We start from the raw sequence: 24,130 nt of genomic DNA, 5'->3' as shown, positions 1-24,130 counted from the left end.
ATCGCTTGGCATCCGCGTAGGGATCACTCAGCCGACCAGCGGGCTCACCGCCGACGGAGCTCTACCGGACCTGCCCGGGAACGGACGTAGGAGCGTGAACGACACAAATGGTTATGCTTACGCTGACAGAAAAGCGCGTATCTCAGCGCCAGCAAAAGATGCGGTGGAACCAGAGAGAAAGAACGACCAATCCAAACCGAAGAAGGCACAAGTGGCAGATGCACCGGAAGTACGTGCCAGTGCCGGAGAAAGAACTTACTCCCGCAGTTCCAAGCAGGCTATCAGTCCAATCGGAATGAGGGAGAACTACCAGAGATGAATCGGCAAGTGGAAAAAGAGAATGGATAAAGCAGAAGCAGCAGAGGCGACGCATCGAGCAGCGGTAGAACTACCGAAGTGAGAACCCGCAGAGAGAAAAGAGAGTGTGACAGAAGTGTATCTGCAACAAGTGGCGGCGGAACAACAAGCGGTGCCGCGGAGAAGTGGAACAACCAGAGGAAGTACCAGCACGCGCAAAAGAGATTTCGACACAAGTGCCGGGCGCACAAGTGCCGGAAGAACGACGACGCCAAAGGAGAAAAAGAAATTAAATTAATTGAAGGGATGGGCGCGGGTGGCGTGCAGCCATAGAAGGGAAATGCCGGTCACATAATCAAACTCGGCCTGCCATCGATCAGCAGAAAGTAATTCTCGGCAATCAGGTTTGATTTCGCCTCAGGTAAAGCCTCAGGTCAGTTCGGCATATTACCGTCAGGATTCTGATTGGACTTAGCCAAAGCCTCAGGTCTAACTTCGCATATCACCGTCAGGCTTCTGGTTCGTCTTTACCAAAGCCCGGTTCTGACTTGGCCCACCACCGTTAGGCTTCTGGTCCCACTTGGCAACAAAAAAGCCCCAACACCATTACGCGTTGAGGCTTTCGGTTAACCGCCCTGGGTGATTACTCCACTTCCATCTTCCCTTCGAATTGCATTTCAACCCGATCAAGCATTCCGTTGACCAAGGCCTCAAGTTCATCAAGTTCAGTGCCACGCTTGCTGACCGCAAGAGATACGCCATGCATCAAATAGCGAAGGCGATCATGCATTTGCCCACGCAATTCAAAGAGTTTCGTGATCCGCTCGCACAAGACCAGCATGAGTTTGTGGTTGGGCTCGAACTCACGGGATCGCTTGACTCTCTTTGTCAGGCCTTGATGGCTGACGTTGGTAGAGGTCCATTTTCCCTTGCCTGCCCTGAGCTTTCTGTACACCCGGATGAAGGGTTTCGCCTGGCCCCGGTGCAGGTTGAAATCAATCGCGATTCTGCCGGACTGGAAGGGCTGCATGACGTAGAGCAGTTCGCCCATGCGCATAAGCAGGTTGTCGATCCGAATCAGGTAGTCGACGGCGGTATCCACCGACTCCTTGGCAAGCCTCCGAAGGTCCTCGAAATCGTCGATGCTGGGGGGGTTGTGTATAGCCATTGTTTAAGCGTTGCTCGGGGGGTTGTGTATAGCCGCACCAGGGGGGTGCGCTCGGGGCGGATTTTCTTTGGATTCTGTCTGTATTGTCAATACGTGTTATGTATCTTAAACTTCAACCAATGCGCAGTATGAAGTACACACTTCTGATTTCCCCCTGGGTAGTGAGCAATGCGCAGTGCGCATTGCAATCCACCTTTAAGCAATTGATTTAACGAGGTTTTTAAGAATGCAAAGTCGCACAGTTGTCGGTCTAGATGCGGGTCGTAGCGCCATTAAAGTGGTTGCTTACGCCGAAGGAACCCGTTTTCCTATCATGTACCCTACCCTGGCGGTTCCCGCGGTCGAATTGACGGACCCAACGACAGCCGAGCGAGCGAAAGCGGAAACCGAAATAGTCGACGGTAAAGCCTATTTCACTGGCGACACCGCCCGACTTCAAGGCAATCTCACCTCCTCGATCGGTTTGAATGATGACTGGACCGACACCCCGGAATACCTGGCACTTGTGAAGTCCGCATTCAGCCGACTGCACAAAGCCGGCGTTCCTAATCTGGACAGTGCTTATGTCGTAATTGGCACTCCCTCGAAACTTTACGGCACCCGCCAAGAGCGCTTGGTTGAGAAAACCAGACAGGCACTTCCGAAAGGTGTTGAGATCAAAGCCCTTCCACAACCGATGGGTGCTTATTGCGATTACGTGCTCGATAAGTCCGGCATGCCAATCAAAGACAAGTTGATTGGCTCCGGTGGTCGCACCAAATCCTATGGCGTCATTGAGGGCGGTCACTTCTCAACTGACTTTCTTCTGATGAAAGAAGGCCAATATATTGAACGTGGTGCTGACTCCTGCTCCGGAATGAGTGCGGCAGCTGAACAATTGCGACGCGTGCTCGCAAAAAGAGATTTGACTGCGAGCCTGGTGGAATGTGAGGAAGCGTTTCGTACGAAGACGCTCTTCCAATTCGGTGAAGAGATTCCTATTGCAAGTGAAGTCCTGGAAGCACAGAGCCATGTTGTTCAAGAAATTATTTCTAAGGGTAATTCGCTGTTTGCTGACGACGCCCGATCCTTGAACGGTATTTTAATCGCCGGCGGCAGTGCTGAGGCAATCCATGCAATTACCTCTCAAACCTGGAAACACAGTTTTCTGATGGAAAACTCCCGCTGGTCGGTGGCGGAAGGTTTTGCACGATATGCACTGGGCCAACTTATACGGGCATCCGTTGGCGCCAAACAACAGGTAGCCGCGAATGGCTAAGCTCGTACGGGTATACGATCCAGACGAAACAGAACGGCGAATTAACTTAATTCTCCCGGATGCAGTGTGCCCGGGCTTACTCGAGTTCATGTCAGAACTTCCATACGGTAATGACACACCATTAATCAGAGGTGTTTTTTATCAGTGGTTTATTCAGCACAGTGAAGCCGGCACTCTCGACGATGCGTTGAACAAAGTTTTGTCTGGCCCCGGCGGATTGATTTCAGTTGGCTCCAAAGGGGCCCGAGAGCCTCTCAGTGCGAGACCTCGCAAACGCGTACCCAAGCAGCGATCTGTAACGGCAAAAGCTGGTGGTCGCCAGCCAGTTACAGGCCATTCAGATGAACCTGCTTTGTCTTATTCGACTGTGGCGCAGGATCTTCAACCTGCCTTACAGCCGCCGGCTCAACCGCAACCTCCTGAGCCTCACCAACAAACCGAGACCGATCTGCCCTTACCAGGAATACCTGCCGCCCAAGCAACGGTAGTTCCAGCTTCCCCCCTTCCGGCATTGCAACCGGCTGATCAGCATCCACTACCCGTGGCACAAATGGGCGTCGTCGTTGACGGCGGCCAGTTGCCAGATGCCGAGCAGGTAGCACTTCTTAATTCCATGGGCGCGATGTTCCCCTAACCCTCTCCGCGGCAGCCTCTGCCGCGGCCATTCAAGGCTCAGATAATGAATACTCTGCTGAACACCGTGTTTGTCATTCGACGGCTTCTGGCCACCGCGATCGACGGGCTCCTGGTCACTGCGTTTACGCTCGTCTTGTTGGCGGTTACCGCTTTAATTGCCGCCCACACCTCCCCCGCACTTTCAGTTCCAGAAGGTATGCCGCTTGATCGGTGGTACGAGGGAATTGCCTTGAGTTTGGCGCCCTATTTTATAATCACTTTGCCGCTCGTTTGGTTGCTGTACGAAGCGACTCTGATCAAGGTCTGGAACGGTACGACCCTGGGGAAATTTCTACTCCGGGTCCGGACGGTCTCCCTGGTTGGCAACATCTCGTTCTGGCAAAGCCTGTTCCGCACCACCCTCAAGATCCTGTCCATGTTTCTGCTGTTGAGTATTGCGAACCCTTATGCCCTGGGCGCAGTGCTGGTCGCCTTCATGGCCATCCCTGTTTTCACCGTGAAAAACCAGTGTCTTTTTGACTTGCTGGCATCGACCACCGTCACTCGTCGTTTCATCTCAAAGGCTGGTTGACGCCAGTTAATCGGCAGCCCCGCCCCACGTCGAAGTTTACGGCCCTGGTCGACCCGATCGCAGGGTACGGACCGTGAAAGGTGGCCACTCCAAGTATGCCCCCTTGTGCATCATCACTCAGCGTAAGGCCTATGACCCACTAACTGGGACGCATAGCCGCCCCCCTCAATACCAAGACTGGAACTAACGAATGAAACTGATTCTTGCTGGCCAACCTCTTTTCACCAAAGACGGGCGTGTGATGGGAAACGCTCGTGTAACAGGGGCTTTCGACCTTAATGGTGTGTCGTGCTACAACATCGTCACTGACTTCGGAAATGCTGCCAAGTTGAATGCTCGTGAGATTCACAACGCCTTTTATCTCCAACGCCCCCACGAAAATGATCAGTTGCCCATGGTTGAACAACTGCCACACGGCATGCGACATCTACACCTCACCGAAAGTCATGGCATGAACGTCGTGGGGATGGCCGAGATGGATGGCATAACCATTCAACACGATGGCTGCCAAGGAATGATGATTTTGCAAATTCCTGCCGAAAGCTGGGAAGGCGTATCGAAAGCTTTATTCATTCCCGATACTGTCTAAACCGTGTCACCACCGACCTCTTTCTGAGGTCGGTTTTTTTTTGCCTGGCCTATCAAGGAAGGCGAGTGAGTGAATGCCTTCACCGATTACAAAGCGCTGATATGCATCACCAGATACAAAGTTTACGGATACTCCCACTGGAGAAGCCAGTCAGGTCCGAGGTTGCGAAGCCTCCTTTGTAGTCAACACGGTAACGGGTAAGCGCATCACCCACATACCGCCTGATAGTATCGCTCCCTAATGCATCCCTTGTGTCTTGCTTCTGTGTTCTCAACTCGGTGATGCACCGCCAGTTTCGAGATCAGACAATAGTCGTGCATCGGGCTTCTCCCGATAGCAGACAACACATGCTTGGATGAATAGGTTGTAGCGATACTCCCTCAGGTCGTTCACCCCTAAGTGAACAGCGCAAATGACTTTCCCCGGACACCACGTCCTATACATAGCAGCCAGGTGCAACTGGTGGGGATTTCGCTAGGCTAGCCGAGCCGTGAACGTCGTACTGCTATCGACAGATCCAAAAGGCGCTCAAAGAGGTGAGCCCAGTCTTGGTAATGGTGGATTTTCCATCTACAGAGCCGCGGCTTCTGTGATTACCGAGGCTGGGCTCTTTTGTATATCAAAAGACCCAGCTTTTTTTTGCATTTTTTCCATCACTCCCCTTTTCGCACCTAGGTTATAAGGAGACCACCGATTTGGAGTACCTCCATGGCGAAGACAGACCGCAATAACCCTCGCACCCTAGCTTGCGTCCGCGAGCAACTGAGCACCCTGGTGGCCGAGACAACCCAGGCCGATTCATCCCATGACTACGGCTATTTCAAGGGGTGGGTGGGGGCGCTGTACTGGGCTGACTTGATCGACCATCCCACCTGTGAGGCGCTGAAGTCCGAGGCACACGCGGCATTTGAACAGGCGCTCAGTCAGATCGGCGCCGGTACTGCCCCGTCCAACAGCCGGATCCACTGAAAGAAATCATGCGCGATGCCCATCCTACGCCCGTTTTTTGTTCCGCTACCGTCGTTGAGCGCTGCCCAGGTGGAGGCTGGCGCGAGGCCCGGAGAGAGCTGGGAGCAGGCATGCCAGCGTCTGGAAGCAGCGAACTATGCGCTGCCACCAGAGCATTACGATCTTGACCCAGGTGCCGATTTCACCAGCGCCGGGCCGCACGATGAGTGTGAAGGTGTCGAGTGGCAACCGGGCGAGCTGGGCAACAACTGAACTGATAGAGGAAACCGGATCGTGAGTATCGAAGATATGAAAGAAGCCGTCGCGAAATGGGCCAGCACACAGCCACTTATTCGCAAGGCGTATCTCTTCGGCAGCCGGGTTCGCGGCACGCACAAACCAAACAGCGATCTTGATGTTGCGGTCGAGATTTACACCTTGCAAGGCGATGAAAACCCATTAACCACCTGGACCTGTGAAGCCCAGCGGCTCAAAGCGTCTACAGCCGGAGTCGTCCCCGTGATCATCGATCTAAATTGGTACGGAGGCCCAATTGAAACGCCATGCGTTCACGCCGGCCTCCAAGATGGCAGTATCGTGGCTTTCGATGCTGATAAAACCTGTTCGAACCAATAGACAAACTGAACACGGAAAGCTCATGTCAGGCCTCAATCCCGGCCACGAGAACTCAAATCGCCTACGCTTTAACTTTTTTTTCGATGCCACATTGCCACTAACTCAGATACATCAGTATTATAGTTACATGTTATTCCAAGGAGGCCCCAACATGTTCAAGATGCTGTCCGCTGCCATCCCCGTCTCACTCATTTTTGCCACCCTCGTCGGCTGCGCTGAAAAGCCTGTGCTCGTCGATAATGGGCCAGTCCGCATTCAATCGTCGTTGATCAATGCTCGGTTACAGGAAGGTTGGAAAGGTACGGTCAAAGCTGTATCGACCGACACGCATACCGAAATGGCCGACTTCGTGAACGAGTCGCTGAAGAACGCGAAATACAACGTCGTGCACGGCGATTCAGACCTCACCTATTCGATTCGTGAGATCTACGCTGGGCCAGCTTCTGAGTACAAGGAAGCCCATACCGGTGCCGGCGCTGTTCTGGCCACCGGCGCATCTGTGGCCTTAACGGTAGTTACCTGTGCAGCCCTGAACTCTTGCACGTCACCTGGTGTGCTCGGAAACGGCGTGGCCATGAACATGACGGCGGCCACAAACGCTGCCAATAACACCAACGGTCAGTCAGTCGAAAACCTGAATAAGACCAACCTCGTCATACACAGCATTTGCCTGGGCGGTCATAGCTGTGCGAGTTCGGCAGCAGCAACCTCTGATCCTGCACTATCCCTGGATGATCTCCGCAAGGAAAATGCACAGTTAGGTCTTACCACCGCCATGCGACTGAAGAACAATTACTGAAGGCAAAAAAAACCCGGCTGTCACGAATGACGGCCGGGTGTGGTTTTTTAAGCAGCGAGCCATGCTCGCGATGTGACATTCGCTGCAACAGCGCAACGCGTTAGCAAAATCCGGTCTTCACCTGCGTCGCTCCAAAAGCCTTCGACGCTCAAATACCCATCTCCGTGACTCAGTACCCTCGTCCGCTTCGGTAGCTGGCTTTCAAGCCCAGGTACACAAACTGCGTTCTCTCCGCGCACCAAGAGCTGTGCATCGGGAATGGTCCAGACGTCCGCATTGCCCGAATGACTCTCCGCAAGCCTGATCTTCCTAGACTTGACTGAGGAAAAGAGACCGCGATCAAAGTTTTCAATCAATGCCACCGCATGGACCGGGTCCATACGGTGAAGCCTGTACCCTCGAGCGCACAAACGTGTCGTTGCCGGCACCGCAAAAATGCCAATCCTCGCCAGACCATGCCTCAAGTCATTCATCGAATCGTTCACTGAACTGTTCATAGGTTTAAGCCCTCAGGGATTGTCTTGTCACCCGGAGATGCCGAACACCAGGTGAGAAATTGAAAATCCGTGAAGGCGTTAAACATCTCTACCTATCAGGGCAACCCACAGGCAAACCGCCTGAGGCCCGCTTTCATTTGTGGAGAGCAAAAACATGGCGATGCAGATCGTTACGGGACCAGCTACAAAGCAAAACTCGCCGGAGTGGCTCGCCTGGCGCGAGGGCGGAATTGGTGCCAGTGAAGCCCCAATAATCACGGGTACCTCGAAGTTCAGAACTGCTTACGAGTTGTTTCGCATCCGCCGAGGAATCGGCCCTCCCCCGCCTCCCAATCCATTCGTGGATCGGATTAGAGAACGCGGGCACCGCCTCGAACCCGTGGCACGAGTAGCATACGAAAGGCACACCGGATCCACGGTGACGCCTCTCATCGCGGTAAGCGCGGCGTTTCCTTTCATCAGAGCTTCGTTAGATGGCTACAACGGCTTCGACGCTATACCGGTCGAAATTAAATGCCCTGGAGATACAGCACACTCCCTTGCACTCAAAGGAGTTGTTCCTCCGGAGTACGTCGACCAGCTCCAGCAGCAGATGTTTGTCACTGAAGCCACGTATGCGCACTACTACTCCTTTGATGGGGTAAAGGGTGTGCTGTTGAAGGTCCCTCGCGATCAAAATCGGATAAATCAAATTTTGGTAGCGGTTCAGGATTTTTGGAATCGACTGCAAACCGGTAAGTGGGGAACAGATGAGTGGACCGCGGCAGCCGCAGCTTGGCTATCTGCAAACCACAACATGCTGCTCGCCCAGGAGCGCGAAGAAGCAGCAAGGGCGTTGCTTGTTTCTCTAATGCCGAAAGGGTTGAAGCGTCATGAAGGAAATGGCGTTTCCGTATCATTGAGCTCAAGAAAGGGAAATATTGACTGGCGAAAACTCTTTGCCGATCACGGGATAACAATGACAGAGGATCAACTCAATCAGTACAGGAGGGCTACCTCGGACAGCGTAACCATTCGTGATCTGCAAGGAACGCCACTGAGCAGCAACGCGTCGCCGCACATCCGATCCGTTAACTCTTCAATGTCGAACCAAATGGTCACGGTACCTGCGTTACCAAAGCCATCTGCCCATGACGTACCGGTCGTACGCGATACAGGCCGGGAGTTCATTTTCTAAAGACCCACCGCCCCCCAATTTTTTGGGGGGCTTTTTTTTGCGTGGGTGCCCAGGTTCCGACAGGTGAACCATTAGGTCCACCTGTAAACCATCCCCAAGCACGAGGACTATTTATTGGAGCGGGTATGCGCAAAATCAAACTCTCGGCAAGTCAATCGGTTTGCCTGGCTTTAGCTGCCATTGGTTTAACTTTAGCGGTGTGCGGAGGTCGTACTTACCTGTGGATCTTAATTCCAATCAGCATTGGAATTAGCATGCCTTTTTACTCTCTGGTGAATACGGGATATTTCACGTATTACCCTCCAGAAAAAAGTATCGAAGTTACTACCCAAAAAACAAAGCAATTAACGTCGCCGACTAAACCAGATAGAGAAGTAAAGACATCGGATACCAAACAAAAAGACTACGATCTCCGTGATATTCCATACCCACCTAAAAGAAAGGGTGAGCAACCGATAACAAGTCTTCCATATGGGAAAGGACTGTCTCCACAGAAACAAACAACCAAGGTCTCTAATCCGAGGTGTGCCCTACTAGGTCCCAAGCCGTCAACTCTATCTGGAGCCCGCAGTCCAGAGCCCCCAATCGGGACAACGCTTTCGCTTTTCACCAACGCTGACTCCCCTTCTACACAAGAGCCTGAAGAGATTTTTGTGAAGCCAGACTGCATTTTTTTGTGAAACCCACCAAAAACCGTCGCCATTTTTTTGGCGACGGTTTTTTTTCCTATATTTTTTGTTTACATTAGCCCTAACGAGCAATATTCAAGTTTTGGTCTACAAAAAAGACGCATACCAATTTTTGCACGCACTAAAGTGTAAGGAAACGGTAACATTTATGGCGCCTTTTTATTGACCACGCGTTTAACAGTTACCTATAATTTCCATCGTGGATCCAACCTAACGGAATTCGATGGATATTATGGTTACTTATATGTCATATGGCTTTGACAACAATCACGGCGCAACGGAAATCGGGCTTACTTCGCTTGGCTGTCTTTCCGTCGATGGAACGCCCCGCTGCCCCAGGTACCAAAAAGACTGCAATGTCCCATGCACAACTCATTGCATGGTTACCGCAATGAGTGACTTCCCTGAAGCCAAAGCGGAAATCCTGCTGGCCGGAATCTTGATTGCTTCGACTCATGCCGCATCGCTGGCAGAAATGCATGGCGCTTTGTCCAGTTTCGAAAACGCGATTCAGGCCACCTGTATCTAACAGCTGGCACGGTCCACCCTTCTAGTTTCACACCCTCGCGCTGCACGGAAACAGTTTTTCGAACCGATTGCATCTTCTACTTACGCGTTATGGATTCGATTGACGCAATCTGTCACGTACGTATAATCAACTTCAGCAGCCCACAGTGGTCGCTACCAGAGGTAATGCTTCATGAACCACGAATACACCCCAATCGAGATTGGCTTGGATGCTCTCGGTGTTGTGCTTGGTCAGGCCCCGCTTATTGAAGCCGGGATTAACGGACGTCTACTGACAAGCCAGGTGCAGGAGGTGAATGAACGCATTGAACGCTCCATGCTTGAATACCCAGAGATCCGAACTGAGATCCTGGCAGCAGGCATGAAAGTCCTACTTGAGGTGTCCAGTTCCTTGGAGCATTTCAGAGAGGTTGTTCTCCCCCGTCTGGATCGAACTGTGGACAACGTGGCTGCGTAGGATTTTCTGAATCAACGAGCCCCTCTATGGCAGCAGAACAAGCAAAAGCTCCGGAGTTGGAACTGAATCCGGAGCAAGATAGAAACACCAGCGATATCCCTGACTCCCTCCTGAGCCCCCCTGGGAAAAAGTCGCCATTCGAAAAACTGTGCGAGAAGTACATTTTGGATGGCGATCGCTCCCCTCTCCTCGTCAATCGAATCGCCTATGCGATGAATCAAGACGAGCGCGTTCGCAAAATCTGCCGCGTAAAAGCCAAAAAGAACGGCTGTGACCTCAATGATTTTGATGAGGTATTGCAACGCGTTATGGAGGTGTTCTTTCACTCCCAGCTCCCCAAGACTGTCGACACCGACGCTGTCTATGCTGTCGTTTACGCCGTCGCCAACAATGTGACCCGTGAGGTTTTTCGAGACCGCCAGAAACTGGTCGTGAATCACAGTTCTATTGAGGACATGCTGGAAAGGGGTGAGGAGATAGGGCAATCGACTCTGGTGGATCATGAAGAAATCGATCACGATCGTGAAATAGACACTCAAACTGCCACAAAGCGGATGGCAGAGGCACTTCAACGGGTGATAAGCGGAGAACAGACTGTGGCAGATTCCGGAGTATTCCAGATGGAACAAGACCCCCTAGTGCGTCTTGTACTTCAAAAACAAGAAACCGATGACGAAATTGAAACACCGGCATCCACCGCCCAGCGCAATTCACAACCCACTACTGGGGAAAAGAAAGCACGCGGGCGCACCGAGCTATCTGTCGATCAGCAAGAATTGGTCGACATCGGCAACAAGCTGGGCCTTCGTAACCAGGACTATGCTTTTGCACTCGGCATTGGTCTCCCGCGGCTTTCCTCCTACATCTATGGGCGAACAGCTTCGGTACCAGACGACGTAATGAACAAGGCCCGGGCGCTGTTTGCAGAAGAGCCGCTTCGCGTCGAGCGGTTGAAGCGATTCAACCGGCCGATGAGCCAGATTTTCAAAGAATGGGAAACACGCCTCAATCCCAAGAACGATGAAGATCTCGCCACCATGCTGGGCGTGACCAAAATGACGATCTACCGCTGGCGCAACGACGAAACCAAACCTGACCCTACGGCACTGGCCAGGTACGAACAGTGGATCGATGAATACGAGAAGCGGTTTTCCCACATGCTCGAGCAGCGGTTAGCCAAATAACCCAAAACCCCCGCCTCAGAAGCGGGGTTTTTTTTCATCGTTGAAAGCTCGGCTCGGTACGGAACGTACACCATGATTTGTCTTTATGATGCATACGCAGCTTCTGGCCACCACCACCATATCGCGACATTGGGACCTGGTATGGCGTTTCATGGTCTCTACGTAATTACCAGCCCTCCCACGGTTCTCACCCGGGGTAGTGAAGAGTTCTACTCGTTTATCGTGTCGGACTTAACGGGACGTATGCCCTGCTTGATTCCAGTGCACAGAACTCACTGGCAGCAAACCCCGGAATTTGAATCACAGCGAGTTCTGATCGAGGGGAATACTGTCCTTATACAAGAGAACTTGACGGCCCTCGTCCGAGACCTGGAGCCGGTGAAAATAATCTGGTGAGCAAAAAAAAACCTTCTGGACTTGGTCCAGAAGGTTTCTCTTATGTCAGCGCCCTGATGCAGGCCTGACTCAATGCAACGCGGGTGAAGCTGGCCATCGTGAGAACCTGATAGGCAGCGGCAACCCTCCCCTCCTCCAGCGCCACAGTCGCCAACGCATAAAGCGCGTCGGCCGGCACAAGCTCAGTCTCTAAGCTTCTGGAATCCTCGAACACGATCGTGATCTCATCATCGGACGTCAGTGATTGGCCTGAACACAGCCCATCAAAAACACCCGGAGCCTGGGACAGCACGAGGTCGAAGAACTCAACGAAGGCGCGAAGCTCGGCAGACTTCTCGTCAGACCAAGAGGTGCGCCCAGTGTCGAGGGAAGTTTGAACTGTGTGAAGCACGTACTCAACAGCATCCACCTCACGCAGAAGATCCTGATCCGCGGAAAGAAGCGCCTCAGTGAGCTGAGCGCCTGTACGCGCATCGGCCACACGGATGACTTCAAGATCACCGCCGGCGTCGCTGTAACGGCACTGGGAGATGACACGGATCATGGCTTCATAGGAGGTGTCAGCGTCCACCACATCACTGAAGGCTTCCCCACTAGGGAAAAGACCTGAAATGCGCAGGGACCGAGAATTGAGTTGAGTAGTTTGTGATTGCTGAATCATGGGGAATCTCCTGAAAGAGTATGCAGTTGAGGCGTTCCGCCTAACGGCCTTGCAACAGGAGATGGTCAACAGGAAGTTATAATCGTGCTCACACGGAACAGTACTCATGGATACTGTCAAGGCTATTTTGAATCCTCGTCGAGTGCTGTTATGCGTTATGGGTGATTATAGTGGCCCTTGGGAATTACCATACGGACTAGGATATTGCGGCCAATTTCTGCGAGAGCCACCCGAATCGTTGGGGTCACCCTGCACCCAACGCTACAATTCGCACCGCGAATCGACCTAACCTGCGAGAGACTATGAGAAACCTGGAGCGGATATTCAAACGACCCGCAGCACTGCCAACGATCTCGACTGTTGTCATGGACCTGTACGAGATGACAAAGGACTCCGCGGTTCCTCTGTCGAACATCGTGAAAAATATAAGCGCTGACCAGGTCTTGGCAGCGAAGGTGCTGAGAACAGCCAACTCCGCTTATTTTGGCCGTAGCGGGTCAGTGTCGCGTCTCGAGGATGCAATTTCGACCATCGGGATACACACGCTGCGAACCACTATCATTACGAACGGTCTGATGAAAGCGATTCCAGAAGTGCAAGGCATCGATATGCCCGCCTATTGGAAAATGGGGCTTCATACTGCGTTCATGGCTTCTCACCTGGCCGCAAAAACAGACCATGACCGTGATGAGGCATTCACGACAGGATTGATGCAGGGTTTAGGCGTGCTATTGATTCACCTTGTCATGCCGGATGAGGCGTCGGAAGTAATTCAACACGTAGGCCCTTTGGACTTTATGAAACGCCGAGAAGTTGAAATGGATCTACTAGACTTTGACAACGCGGAGGTGGCCGCTGAGCTCCTCAAACGTTGGAAATTCCCGGTGGCTATCCAAAAAGCGTTGCTCACGTATTCCAATGTTGAGCCACTACCCGATAAGCTTGGCCAATTGCTATCAGTATCCTCGGCCTTCGCTTTTAGTGTTGTCTCGGGGTTGGATGAATCTTCTGTTACCGAACGTGTTGATCCCAATGTCATTTTCGGATTCGGCTTAGCTCAAGATTGGTGGGCTGTCAGCCGAGATAGGGTATCCGCTTCGGTGAATTTGATGATTGTATGAAAACGAAAAGGATTCGTCGTGCTTAAAGGGCTCCGCCTTTATCAGGCCATAATTGACAGAAGCGATCTGCTATCTGTCCCGTTCGCAGTCGCCAGTAATCAGTGTGGATTCACTGCGGACTCTCTTGCCAGTTGCTTCGGCGATGTGTCGAGGTCCAAGCCGCATGTGTTACTCGATGTTCTGGATCGCAAACGTATCGATAAAATTGCCGCATTCTTAGGCTGCTCCGGGTTTCGTGTGCTGCAAATGGCAGACGTGTTCTGCTGGTCGGATTATTGCTTGATCCAGTCCTCCGCTGTGTTCAAGTCATCTTCAAATGCACAAGACAGCCGAGAAGCCGCGGACTACTTTGACTCCGTCACGAAATCGAACGTCGCCGGCTCAGCTGAATTCATCATTGATGAACTGATTGCCGCAACGTGGTCTACCGATCTGAGGGAGGCAGCGGAAAAGACGCAGATACCATTATTGAAGCTTCGGTCCTGGCGTGTTGGTAAACCCATGCCGACGTTGAAGGATTTGGAGGCCATTCGAGTCCTCGCAAAACACCTGGATATGGGGACGCCATTGGTGATGATGGCCCTTGGTGTGATCAAGCCAAACGACTTCATGATTGATGGTATTGCGGTCGACATTGAGTCCGAGCTGAACCATGCTTTGGACGTAGAGATACTGTAAAAAATCGCCCACGATTACCCGCGTAAAATGCACGGAAATAACACGTATTGATAAGATACTGGATGATTGCTAAGATCTGAGCCAGGCCTACTGGTTGGATCTTCCTTTTGCCCAGGACTTGAAAAATGTTCAATGCACGCGTGACCACCTCTGACCTCCTCCGCCTAAAAATACCGGCCCCCTCGATAGAGGTGCTGGAGGAGATACACACTCTCGAGGGCAGCACCCTCACCTCCTCGATTGAACGCGCAAACGCTGGCGACGCTCAATCGATTGCTTATCTCCAAGGCATCTTTTTCTCAGTTCTCCCCGTGGTTACCGACCGCCTGGCCACCGCGAAATTAACTGCGCCAAGCATTCCTTTGCTTGTTGCCATCGGCCGTGAAGAGGGGCCTGTATTTGCAAAGGCACTGAAGCGCTGGGTAGATAGCGGTTGCCCAGAAAACGGCGACGGCGGGTACCTGCGTAGGACCTACGCCAAGGCATTACATGCCGATTTCAATAGGCCTGCGGGCAGAGATGTGGTCGAAGCGGCCAACGACGTTTCCAATGGCTCTGTCGATGTTGGTGTAGCGGTTGGCCAACCTGATGAGCCGCAGAAGCAGCAATCCGGAAAAAACTATGTGAACCGGCACGTGTATGGCGGGAAGGTTGCAGTTTGCTTCTCTGCCGATCAGACCCGGACCGAAGAGCACACCATTCGGATTGAAGCGGCTTTGGCGTCTGGTACCCGCACCTACAACTGGGAAGACAAGATCGCGATTCAGCTGTCGACACGGGAGCTACCCTCGGTGCTGGCAACTTTGCTTCAAATCCAGAGCAAGTTCGATGGCAAAGGCCACGGTGCGCAGAACGAAAAATGGTTCTCTCTGGAAAACCAGCCAGGCAAAGTGTTTTTATCGGTGAATGCTAAGGGTCTGGCCTCGAGGTCGTTACCGATCGGACCAGGTGATTGCTATTCGGTTATCACGTTGGTGATGGAGCAAATGTTGAAAAATGCCCCTTTCCTCACTGCTGAATCGCTGCTGGCCCTGATCAAACGAACCGGCCTCATGGCATCCTCGCAGGGTTGAACCCCTCACCTTCTATGCTTAGACGCCTGCATTCGCGGATAGCAGGAATTGCAACAGCTGGTCTGATGTTGGGGCTTCCTTGAAGCGATCTTCAAAAATGATCGCCACTAGGCAATTCAGCACCATTGGACTCAAGCCCTTCGACTTGTATTGCTTGTAAGCCAGATCGTCCTTCTTCAGCTGCGGCTCGTACTTCGCCAACAGCAATTGCAGCTCTTCCGGGCTCTGCGCATTGATCTCGTCGCGGATTGTTGTGCGCTGTGCAGCACCCCATTGCTCGAGAAGGACATTCATTTGATTCGCCGGTGCAGTCTGCGTAGCGGCCGCAGGCTTTTTGACAGTCTTTGGCGGTTTCGGTGCAGGAGCCGGGGCATCCGTTGAGACTGCCGGTTTCTGCTTGCTTGGCGCCTTAGCGTAGTTGTTGGTTACGGCTGCTTTGAAGTAAGCAGCAGGACTGGCGACAGAGTCCTTTTTCTTCATCTGCGCTTCGGTGTAGTCCGCTTGTGCCAGCAGGTACTCCTCATCATGACTCATTCCCAGCTCTTCGATGTCCTTGGCACTCAAGGACAGAGCCTTCAGCCGCTTAGAAACCTCAGCGCCTACGATCTCTGGTGCTGGCGATAGCCCAAGCTCAGGTTGCATCAGGGGCTCAAGCTTGAACCATAGCTTGTCGTACTTGCGGTTGTTTTTGGTCATGACGACTTCGATTTTGAAACGCCCTTCAATACTGTTGACCTGGTCGACTGCACGGCCAAGCATTTTATTGAAGTCTCGAAATTCCTCATGCGGGGTTGCTGAACCTGATAGCAGGACGCTCCAGGCGGTCCAATGCTCGCGAAAGGTTTCTTTCTGAGAGAACCCGTAGTATCGGGATACGAGCTCGTGCAGAGAGAGCGCGGAGTAGCTTGTGAAGTGATACTGCATTCGCAGATCAATCAGATTGAAAATTGTCGGATCGAGTAACCGGCGTTTCAATTCTGCGGGGAATGAGTAGCGGATTGTCTGATTGTCATCAAGGATATAGGCTTCAGCGATCAAGTTTGCGACGCCCCACCCACTTTTTCGACCTGGGCTTTCGCCTTTGTAATCGAACTCCACTTGTACCTGGGTCATGCCCTTTAGGACTTTTTTCAGGTGGTCCCTGCTATTCGAGGTCGTATGACCCACGTGTTCCTCAACCAACTTGATTGGGATATCGTGGACCATCTCAGTGTCTGGCCTCTGTTGGGCGAACTGAGTTAGTGTGTTGTACAGCTTGCGTTGCAGGAATGTGAAATCACTGGTCGTTGAAACGTTTCGCATCGCCAGGGCTTCAACAGCTTTCTTCAGCTCAACAGCTTTTGAGGGTTCAATCTCCCTGACCACCAGAATTTTCGGAGCACGCTTTCGCTTCGTGGGAGTTTTGTCCTCACCAGTCGGCGCATCAGGTGTCCGTTTAGTTCGTGGTCGTGTTGAAGAGGTGTCCATCTCAAATGTGCCATTGGGTGACTGTGGTGGCACATTACCCGAACGTTTGAGATGGGGTCAATCTTTTCTCGGTGCCATCTTCAGGGTCGAATTGTTCCATGGTTAGTGTTCAGCTTGAACGGTCAGCTTTTCCGCTTTTGCTTCTCGCCTGGTCAGTCCAAAAAAACTAACAACAGCTTGTTTCTGTTTTTACTGCTTTTTAGAAGCTTTGTTAGTGGACCCCGCAAAGCCACGGTTTATAAGGCCTCCAGCGCTTTTTGTGTGCCATCGTTAGGGCCTATAGTGCCAGCGCTCGTGCCATTTGTGCCCTCGTTAGAGCAGTGCTGTGCCAGGCTTAGTGAAATGTGCCTCCATTAGGGCATTCATGTGCCATCGTTAGATCCATCCTCCAATTGTGCCCCGCTTAGTGAAATTACCCACTAGCGATGGCACATCATCTGTAACCCGCGTATTTAAAGGCTTCCATCAAATTGGGGTGAGATGATTTTCACTTGTGCCTATCTAACCGTGGCACATCACAGCCAGAACGATGGAACTGCTGGGAGCCATTTCTGGCGGTTTACTTTAGCAATGCTCTAGCGATGGCACATTTGGGTTTTGCTAAGTAGATCAAGGGGCTATGAGCGTCGACGGTCCCCTATAGATGGCACATTAAGTAGGCTCATCGTCCCTTAGTCCCAGAAACCCCTTCCGGTCCCCCCTATATGGCCCTGTAGCAACGCTGTGCCTGCGCTCTGAATCGATCACGTCAGCAACTGTTTTCACAGTGAAAAGCGTCTGTAATCGTGTCTGGCTATAACCCCTAACGCTGGCACATTTCAGAAAAGAGCAACTCAGCGCAAAATCTAACGATGGCACATTTCCTGATGGATCGAGGTTTATGGTCTCTAACGATGGCACATTTGCCTGTATGGCCCCGTGTTTTAGGGCTGTAGGTCTATTCTCGTGATTCTGCCGATTCCCGAATGGAGCTCAACTAACCGTGGCACATTTGAGGCCGACGACTTCGCCGGTGATTGTGAAAACCCGTTCGCACCAGGCTGAGCAGTGTGGATAGCCAACTGTGCCATGGCAAAGACCACTCGCCTGGGGTGTGTTTTGTCCGCCTGGCACGCTCGCGCAACCGTGTGCACCCGGCCAGAGGGCGCCGGCGTGCAGGTATCGGCAAATTGGACGTGTGCCTGATCGAAGGATCCGCCTTCACTTCATTGTGGGGGATGGGCATGTACGTCAGCCCAGGATCAGCGTAACTAAGAGGGCATTCCTTTGGTTTGCCGTAGTGCCCGATGCCGCTGTAGGTGGTGTTGACGGTGATGTGCTCCTTGCCAGCTATATATAGAAGTAGCGCCTGCCTGGAATCTGGCAAAAAAAACCCCGCACGTGCGTGCAGGGTCGGGGGGGTTATCTGGATCCTAGAACTGAAACGCTGGATCACCAGTGTCTACAGGCTGCGGGGTTTGTGCATTTACCGGCGATTGCGCTGGGGATGGAGTTGATGCCGTGTTCTGCTGTGGTGCAGCTTGGGAAGCATTCTTCACCCTGGGTGAAATGGCAAGGCTGATGTAATCCTTGGCGCCGTTGACGCCGAGCTTCTTCCAGCCTGCGATGCGCATTTCATGGTTGAAGCCAAAACTACCTGCGTAGTCAGGGCCGTCACCCACCTTTTCGCTCTCTTTGAACAGGCTGGCATTGATGCCTCCGATCGAGAGTGAATAAAACTTCTCTTCCGAATTGGCTTTTTGCTTCACCCAGACTGCGACGTCGAGTTTGAGCTTTTGGCTTTTTTCCTTATTAAGTAAGAACTCGACATACCCGATAAACAGCGGGGCTCGCTCAGACGACCGATCGGTGTTTTCGAAAATGGTTCCAGAGCCGTCAGCGAGTACCAGTGCAATAGAAGTCATGTGCATCTCCGAGGTATTTAGGGTTGGCTTAAATTGAGCCTTTGGGTGTAACTCGGTATGAATCACACGGCATTGTAATCGACTGCTAACACGTAGCTATATGTATTCGGTATTAAATAACGCCATTCGGTTGGCAGTAGCGCTCCGCCCTGTCCGGTGCCGGCGCTGGCATGAAACAGGTGCGTTTAACTATTTTCACAGTGAAAATTGCTCATTGCCTTGGCTTCGGCTTGCAGGCTCAGGAACGTGACATTTCACAGTGAAAACCTACGGCGCCCTATCATCGATGCCTTTTCCACGATTTGGACATTGATGGTAAACCCGAAAAAATCCCGCCATCGCCGTAGAGCAGGTTTTCACGGTGAAAACCTCTAGCTACGTGTCTTAAGTACGGTGCCTCTGTCTTTAGGTTTTCACTGTGAAAACATTCTGGTCGATAAGCCTGCGACGGCCTCACGGGGTCTTCTGGCGTTCAGTCTGTGCGCCCATCGTTTGGGCGACGCCGGCAGACAGATGGCCAGAGTTAAGTCGCGTGAGTCTTTCACAGTGAAAACCTGTATCTGCTCGCGTAACGCCAGACTCCACTATCTGCCTGTTTTCATAGAGAAAAGGTTCTGCCCGAAGATCTGGTAACGGAGTCGTGGCTCAGCCCGTTAAATCCTTGGGAAGTTCATAAGGTTAACCAGAAGGTCTACGGTTCGAGTACGCATGTCGCGGCAGGGTTTTCACAGTGAAAACGAGCTGTAGACCGGTGTTGCTTTTTCAGGAGGCTCGCAGGGACGGATCAGGGCTGACCTGGTGTAAGGGCATGGTTAGTGGAAATAACCTTTTCACAGTGAAAACCTGTGGTGAACAGGTAGCTGTTCATCAGCAGCGCGACGTACCGGTCGGAGGCGCCTATGGATCGCTAACAACATGCACAGCTGCATGGTCGGTAATTTCACTGTGAAAACGAGAGCTGGCGAAATCTGGTTGAGCCTAAGCGCTGAATGCGACCGAGCTATTTTCACGGTGAAAAATAGAAGCGAGAATTTTCACTGTGAAAACCCGCTCGAAACAGATCTGACGCTGATTAGAGCAAATCGAGGGGGGTAGGTTTTCACAGTGAAAAACAAGGGGTAGACGCCCTGGGCTGCCGAAAGAAAGCTTACCCATTCTTAGCTCAGGCGGCTGTAATACACTCCCTTAATGGGGCACTCAGTGGGTAGTTCGCACTGCGCAGTAGGCAATGCACACTACGTAGTGCGCAGTGCGCAGTGCGCTGTGGATAGTGCATAGCTCCCACTGCTAGGAGTATATGGGTACGGCTTACGGGGCAAAGGCTTCGATTGATAAGGTGCCGCAAGTGTTTGCGCCTGCGAGTTTGAATAGCCGAAAGGGAGGACAGTTGGATATGAAGAAAGGGGGTTTTTCACAGTGAAAAACAGACAGCGCTTTGAAGGTTTTTCACAGTGAAAAAGACCAGATCTACCGATATTTCACAGTGAAAATGAGTGAGCCAGAAATCCACCCTTTAAAAATCAACAGGTTGGGAGCATTTTAGGGCTTTAAAGTAGGGGGGGCTAGGTCAGGCCCAGGATGCTCAAAGCTATGGGCCTAGTGTCGAGGGTGTGATCCAGAGGGGAGTGACCTCGCGATGTGCCGGCGGTAGCGAGAGACCGCCGCCGTTCGAGTCGTCCTGGAGGATACCCGAACAAGGTTGAGATACTGCCCTTAGTACTTCTCGTGATTCATCAACATACACAAGTGCCGCGTTTCGTTGGCGTAGCTTCTCGCTCGATTCACGTCGTCTGCCAAGGCTTCAATGGCACGCTGTGCTGCTGGATCGGCCAGAGACTTCTCCGCTAGTTGCACAATCTTAAAGAGCGCCCAAGCAGCGATCAGGACAAGATCCTGAAATGGCTCCTGAATATAGGCATCGCCAACAGGCTTGTTCCGCTTCACATCGTGCCAGCCAGGATTCTTCATAAATGACGGTGTACTGTCAGCGCCAAACGAAAGCAGATAGCCATGAACGAGGCTGTTACGGTAATCGTTCAAATCCTCCGCGACTTGCGCGGCAACCTTCAGCACGGCGTTGCACTTATCGCTGAGCTTGGGGTTCCCTTCACCAAGCATCTTGAATTGCTCTTCAGACTTTAGTTTTTCGGTAAAGGGCCGTATGCCCGCCACGTCAGTTTCCGAGAGAGTCCAAAGTGCACGCTCCAGTGTTGTCTCGAAAAGCCCATACGCAACGACAAACGACCCAATCAGCATCAGGTGGTTCGGCTTCAGACCAAAACCGTGCAAGCGAGCTTGAATATCGAGCGATTCCGCGGGGTAGTTGTGCATACGGCATATCCAGTCGTCTTGGCTTTATGGTGATCAAGATACCGTCTGCACAGCAGTTAATGCACGCAATAGCTGGGCAAGACCGCTGACAAGTGGCGTGGGCGCCCATACGGCACCGGCGGAAAGCTTCGCGTGAGGTAAAGAATGCTGTTCGACAGGTATGCAGCTGAGAGGGGGACCGCGGGGGAGGAGATACAAATCGAAATCACGCCACCGTCTCCAGTGGCGATTTCTGATTGCGGCGCAGTTGCTACGAAGGGTCTTTGAGCATCTCCTCCAGGTACTTTAGGACCTCTTCTGGATTGACACCTTTTGGTGGTGTCAGGATCACTTTACGCCCGTCAATGCGCGCATCCAGCTGGGTGCGCTCCTTGTAAGCAATGTGCTTGGGAGGCGATGGAGTGTGCGGATGCTCCTTTTTACGGACTTCGCTCTTGGCCCAGTTGATTGAGCTGTCCTGGGAGGAGCCGTCGCGAATTCTCGAGGCGGCAGCAATGACCGTTTCTGTATGGCCTTGGTCAGAAAGCGCGACCAGGTCAGCCACGACCCTGTTACCGATGAGTTCCGGATTTTCCTCAAGCATTCCAATGACTGGCGCGGGCAGCTTGAAGTACGCCAGGCATCGGCTGATGGTGGCCATGCTGCGACCGACCCGACGGGACAGCTCAGTCTGGTTCTGAACGATCTTGTCGTCGAGCAGCTGCTTGTAGCTGACGCCTCGTTCAAAATCGGTAAGGTCTTCGCGAGCGTCGTTATCCGCAACGGACAGTACGGCCGCTTCTTCATCAGTGAGGTGACGGACAAGGGCGTAGATGGTGTGTTTGCGCAACAGCTCGTGCGCCAGGAAGCGACGTTCGCCAGCAATCAGCTCGAAGTTCCCATCTGGCAGAGGCCGAACAACGATCGCGTTGTTGAGTCCGCCGTTGTCTTCGATGGTATTCGCGAGTAGGGCAAGCTTCTCCTGGTCAAACACTCGGCGGGGCTGGTACTTCCCCTTGCGAATGAGCGACATCTGAAGAAACATCACTTCGCCTGGAAGCTTCTCCGTGGCCAACACGACATCCGCAGGACCTGGCTCAAAGTGACGTGCAGCGGATACCAACGCACCGTTCGGAGGTGACGGAGTTTCAGCGGCTGGATCATCAGACAGGCCCATCTGCCGAAGAACCTCTTCCATCGGTTTCAGATGTGCCTCAGGCATAGTTTTTGGGACTGAGACGCCCTGAATGCTACTGCCCTCGGTAGCGATGACCGAGGGTTTGCCGATAGGACTGGTTCTCCTCATTTGGATTTCTCCAGCACGGACTTAGCGCGTTCCATGACTTCGTCGAATACCTTACGGAAGGCGCCGAGGGAGTTTTCGGTACCTTGTTTCCAGAGCACCAGCGGGATGCCATCCTCCAGGCTCTTCGAATAGTCCTCGGAATGGATCAACTGCTGCTCGGTCACCTTACCCGGGAACAGCGAAGAAAGCCTAGCCAAGTTGGCTTGAATACGAGGACGGTTCCTGATGTACATCGTCGGAATCGCGATGATTTCAGGGGCCCGCCCGAAATCCGCGCTCATGTCATTGATCTTGAAAGCCAGTCGCGACAATGCTCGAAACGAAAATTTGTCCATGCGTATTGGGCACAACAAGAAATCCGCAGCGGCGAGGCTGTTACGCGAAAGCATGGTGCCAGATGGGGCGTTGTCCATGATGATCACGTCGTAGCTGGACAGGTCGCAATGCGGGACCTTGCCTTGCCGAGCCCGCTCAATGAACAACGAATACCGAAAGTCAGCGCCTTGCGCGTTTCGAAGGACCACATCCATGTCGTCAAGCGAATCGAATGCGGGAATCAGGTGAGGGCCATCCTCGCCGAAAGGTTTCTTGATCACCTGATCCAGATCCATGGGCGGGAAGGTTGACCCGAGGCGCATCAAGTTGCCCAAATGGCCTTCAACCGCACGGTCCACCGGTAGACCAAGCTCGGCAAGTTCCTCAGTCGTCTGATCTGGGTCATAGCCCAACATGCTGGAAACGTCTGCCTGAGGATCGTTGTCGATGATCAGCGTTTTATAGCCTGCCAGCGCTGACAAAATCCCCGTGTTGCAAGTGGTGGTGGTTTTTGCAGTGCCGCCTTTTTGTACGTAGGTGCTGATCGTGATTTGTCGACCAAGGCCTTTGGTATTGCCGTTCTGGCGGCGGATTGCAGCAATGCGGAACATATCAATCAGTGAGTAACTACGAACACCGACAGGCCCACGAATTCGGTCGATTGTGAGGTCGTTATCCTTCTCGATCGCTTTCAGGGTTTGCGAGCTGATCTGCAAGCTTTCCGCTACGAATTTCGGGCTGTATCTCAAGGAAGTGAAGTCGGTGAACGTGTATTGATCGAGTTGTTCTGTAGCTGCATTCATGTGCGGCACCGGCGAGTGAAAGTACGAATGGGGCCATTCTGTACCGGATGTATCAGCTGATACAAGACAAAATGGGGTGATACCCGCATAGAAATCGTCATTTGCACTGTAGCTTCATATAGTAAAAAGGCAAATTAATGATCAATACCCTATGGATTGCGAATAATCAGCTAAGTATCTAATGCCGCACGTTGAAACAGACAATGGCTAATCACTGGCTTGGTGTACGTGCCAAGTACGAGCACCTAGGGCAGCAGGGAAGGGGTCTTTCGCACAGGGGGGGCGCTCGATGACCTGCCGGCATCTTCCGTGAACGTCACGATGGGCTGGCTGATATTCTTGTCAGGAGGCCGCGACTCGCTCTCCGAAATGCACACGACTTGCTGTCGTGACGGCAAGCTGGCTTCATTAATAACCACATGAGCACGTAGGCAATGAGCGCAGCAGTTGAGTTTTCAACCGTAATTGACGGTGAGCAGGTCCAGGGTTGGATAGTTAAGGGTGGGAAGTCATACCGTGCGTATGCGGAATTTCGCGGGGAGCGAATAGATGTCCGCGGTACTACCAAGTCAAGCGCTGAAAGCAAGTGGCGCGAAGAAGCGAACCACAAGGCAAACGAGTAGGAAAAGCCGAGCAACCGCTACACACAAGCACGCCGTGAG

24 protein-coding genes are annotated in these 24,130 nt (G+C 52.5%); 17 read left to right on the top strand and 7 right to left on the bottom strand.

Features of this window, described 5'->3' with window-relative positions; genetic code table 11:
• The first annotated feature begins 94 nt into the window (after positions 1 to 94).
• Positions 95 to 319: a hypothetical protein gene (locus tag AC3IX1_RS30470; protein ID WP_146020187.1), complete on the top strand. Its 225-nt coding sequence runs from the start codon at positions 95 to 97 to the stop codon at positions 317 to 319.
• Positions 320 to 940: 621 nt separating this feature from the next.
• Here AC3IX1_RS30470 and AC3IX1_RS30465 read toward each other — a convergent pair.
• Positions 941 to 1,465 carry a hypothetical protein gene (locus tag AC3IX1_RS30465; RefSeq protein ID WP_102599797.1) on the bottom strand — a complete coding sequence of 175 codons (525 nt, stop codon included), beginning with the start codon at positions 1,463 to 1,465 and terminating at the stop codon, positions 941 to 943.
• Positions 1,466 to 1,691: 226 nt separating this feature from the next.
• Here AC3IX1_RS30465 and AC3IX1_RS30460 point away from each other — a divergent pair, with 226 nt between their 5' ends.
• The 13 genes from AC3IX1_RS30460 to AC3IX1_RS30400 all read left to right on the top strand — a co-directional run bounded on the left by AC3IX1_RS30460 (position 1,692) and on the right by AC3IX1_RS30400 (position 11,434).
• Positions 1,692 to 2,723: a ParM/StbA family protein gene (locus AC3IX1_RS30460; protein ID WP_102599796.1), complete on the top strand. Its 1,032-nt coding sequence runs from the start codon at positions 1,692 to 1,694 to the stop codon at positions 2,721 to 2,723.
• Complete coding sequence (locus AC3IX1_RS30455; protein WP_173678026.1) at positions 2,716 to 3,357, top strand: hypothetical protein; 642 nt, start codon at positions 2,716 to 2,718, stop codon at positions 3,355 to 3,357. Before AC3IX1_RS30460 ends, AC3IX1_RS30455 begins: the two co-directional genes overlap by 8 nt.
• A 45-nt stretch (positions 3,358 to 3,402) precedes the next feature.
• A complete protein-coding gene (locus AC3IX1_RS30450) occupies positions 3,403 to 3,930 on the top strand; it encodes an RDD family protein (RefSeq protein ID WP_102599795.1) in 528 nt (175 codons plus the stop codon).
• Between the two features lie 190 nt (positions 3,931 to 4,120).
• Positions 4,121 to 4,519: a hypothetical protein gene (locus AC3IX1_RS30445; RefSeq protein ID WP_102599794.1), complete on the top strand. Its 399-nt coding sequence runs from the start codon at positions 4,121 to 4,123 to the stop codon at positions 4,517 to 4,519.
• 708 nt (positions 4,520 to 5,227) lie between these two features.
• Positions 5,228 to 5,488, top strand: coding sequence for a hypothetical protein (locus AC3IX1_RS30440; RefSeq protein WP_102616825.1), 261 nt, complete (start codon positions 5,228 to 5,230; stop codon positions 5,486 to 5,488).
• Positions 5,489 to 5,503: 15 nt separating this feature from the next.
• Positions 5,504 to 5,740, top strand: coding sequence for a hypothetical protein (locus tag AC3IX1_RS30435; protein ID WP_102599436.1), 237 nt, complete (start codon positions 5,504 to 5,506; stop codon positions 5,738 to 5,740).
• A gap of 21 nt (positions 5,741 to 5,761) precedes the next feature.
• Positions 5,762 to 6,103 carry a nucleotidyltransferase domain-containing protein gene (locus AC3IX1_RS30430; RefSeq protein WP_102599437.1) on the top strand — a complete coding sequence of 114 codons (342 nt, stop codon included), beginning with the start codon at positions 5,762 to 5,764 and terminating at the stop codon, positions 6,101 to 6,103.
• 151 nt (positions 6,104 to 6,254) lie between these two features.
• The gene (locus AC3IX1_RS30425; protein WP_102599438.1) at positions 6,255 to 6,902 is read left to right on the top strand and encodes a hypothetical protein; all 648 of its coding nucleotides are present in this window, start codon (positions 6,255 to 6,257) and stop codon (positions 6,900 to 6,902) included.
• 651 nt (positions 6,903 to 7,553) lie between these two features.
• Positions 7,554 to 8,576, top strand: coding sequence for a lambda-exonuclease family protein (locus AC3IX1_RS30420; RefSeq protein WP_102599440.1), 1,023 nt, complete (start codon positions 7,554 to 7,556; stop codon positions 8,574 to 8,576).
• Positions 8,577 to 8,701: 125 nt separating this feature from the next.
• Positions 8,702 to 9,256, top strand: coding sequence for a hypothetical protein (locus AC3IX1_RS30415; RefSeq protein WP_146013512.1), 555 nt, complete (start codon positions 8,702 to 8,704; stop codon positions 9,254 to 9,256).
• A gap of 232 nt (positions 9,257 to 9,488) precedes the next feature.
• A complete protein-coding gene (locus AC3IX1_RS30410) occupies positions 9,489 to 9,794 on the top strand; it encodes a hypothetical protein (protein WP_146013511.1) in 306 nt (101 codons plus the stop codon).
• A 171-nt stretch (positions 9,795 to 9,965) separates the two neighbouring features.
• The gene (locus AC3IX1_RS30405; protein WP_102599441.1) at positions 9,966 to 10,250 is read left to right on the top strand and encodes a hypothetical protein; all 285 of its coding nucleotides are present in this window, start codon (positions 9,966 to 9,968) and stop codon (positions 10,248 to 10,250) included.
• Positions 10,251 to 10,276: 26 nt separating this feature from the next.
• A complete protein-coding gene (locus tag AC3IX1_RS30400; protein ID WP_102599442.1) occupies positions 10,277 to 11,434 on the top strand; it encodes a hypothetical protein in 1,158 nt (385 codons plus the stop codon).
• A gap of 436 nt (positions 11,435 to 11,870) precedes the next feature.
• Here AC3IX1_RS30400 and AC3IX1_RS30395 read toward each other — a convergent pair whose 3' ends face one another.
• Positions 11,871 to 12,491 (bottom strand): hypothetical protein, encoded by a 621-nt coding sequence (locus tag AC3IX1_RS30395; RefSeq protein WP_102599444.1) that lies wholly within the window; start codon positions 12,489 to 12,491, stop codon positions 11,871 to 11,873.
• A gap of 365 nt (positions 12,492 to 12,856) precedes the next feature.
• On the opposite strand from AC3IX1_RS30395, the gene AC3IX1_RS30390 reads away from it, so the two are divergent.
• The 3 genes from AC3IX1_RS30390 to AC3IX1_RS30380 all read left to right on the top strand — a co-directional run bounded on the left by AC3IX1_RS30390 (position 12,857) and on the right by AC3IX1_RS30380 (position 15,363).
• The gene (locus tag AC3IX1_RS30390; protein ID WP_489388827.1) at positions 12,857 to 13,612 is read left to right on the top strand and encodes an HDOD domain-containing protein; all 756 of its coding nucleotides are present in this window, start codon (positions 12,857 to 12,859) and stop codon (positions 13,610 to 13,612) included.
• Positions 13,613 to 13,630: 18 nt separating this feature from the next.
• Positions 13,631 to 14,290, top strand: coding sequence for a hypothetical protein (locus AC3IX1_RS30385; RefSeq protein WP_102599446.1), 660 nt, complete (start codon positions 13,631 to 13,633; stop codon positions 14,288 to 14,290).
• 125 nt (positions 14,291 to 14,415) lie between these two features.
• The gene (locus tag AC3IX1_RS30380) at positions 14,416 to 15,363 is read left to right on the top strand and encodes a hypothetical protein (RefSeq protein WP_102599447.1); all 948 of its coding nucleotides are present in this window, start codon (positions 14,416 to 14,418) and stop codon (positions 15,361 to 15,363) included.
• Between the two features lie 18 nt (positions 15,364 to 15,381).
• Here AC3IX1_RS30380 and AC3IX1_RS30375 read toward each other — a convergent pair whose 3' ends face one another.
• The 5 genes from AC3IX1_RS30375 to AC3IX1_RS30355 all read right to left on the bottom strand — a co-directional run bounded on the left by AC3IX1_RS30375 (position 15,382) and on the right by AC3IX1_RS30355 (position 23,468).
• On the bottom strand, positions 15,382 to 16,830 hold the full coding sequence (locus tag AC3IX1_RS30375) for a RepB family plasmid replication initiator protein (protein WP_173678011.1): 1,449 nt from the start codon (positions 16,828 to 16,830) through the stop codon (positions 15,382 to 15,384).
• Positions 16,831 to 18,242: 1,412 nt separating this feature from the next.
• The gene (locus AC3IX1_RS30370; RefSeq protein WP_102599448.1) at positions 18,243 to 18,734 is read right to left on the bottom strand and encodes a hypothetical protein; all 492 of its coding nucleotides are present in this window, start codon (positions 18,732 to 18,734) and stop codon (positions 18,243 to 18,245) included.
• 1,713 nt (positions 18,735 to 20,447) lie between these two features.
• Positions 20,448 to 21,065, bottom strand: a complete 618-nt coding sequence (locus AC3IX1_RS30365) for a hypothetical protein (RefSeq protein ID WP_102599449.1) — start codon at positions 21,063 to 21,065, stop codon at positions 20,448 to 20,450.
• A 250-nt stretch (positions 21,066 to 21,315) separates the two neighbouring features.
• Positions 21,316 to 22,350, bottom strand: coding sequence for a ParB/RepB/Spo0J family partition protein (locus AC3IX1_RS30360; protein WP_102599450.1), 1,035 nt, complete (start codon positions 22,348 to 22,350; stop codon positions 21,316 to 21,318).
• Positions 22,347 to 23,468, bottom strand: coding sequence for a ParA family protein (locus tag AC3IX1_RS30355; RefSeq protein ID WP_102599451.1), 1,122 nt, complete (start codon positions 23,466 to 23,468; stop codon positions 22,347 to 22,349). Before AC3IX1_RS30355 ends, AC3IX1_RS30360 begins: the two co-directional genes overlap by 4 nt.
• Positions 23,469 to 24,130: the final 662 nt, after the last annotated feature.

It is taken from the genome of Pseudomonas sp. KH_046_2 (assembly GCF_057838985.1).
Note: the sequence above shows the minus strand (reverse complement) of the source record. Positions and strands in the feature narration are given on the sequence as shown.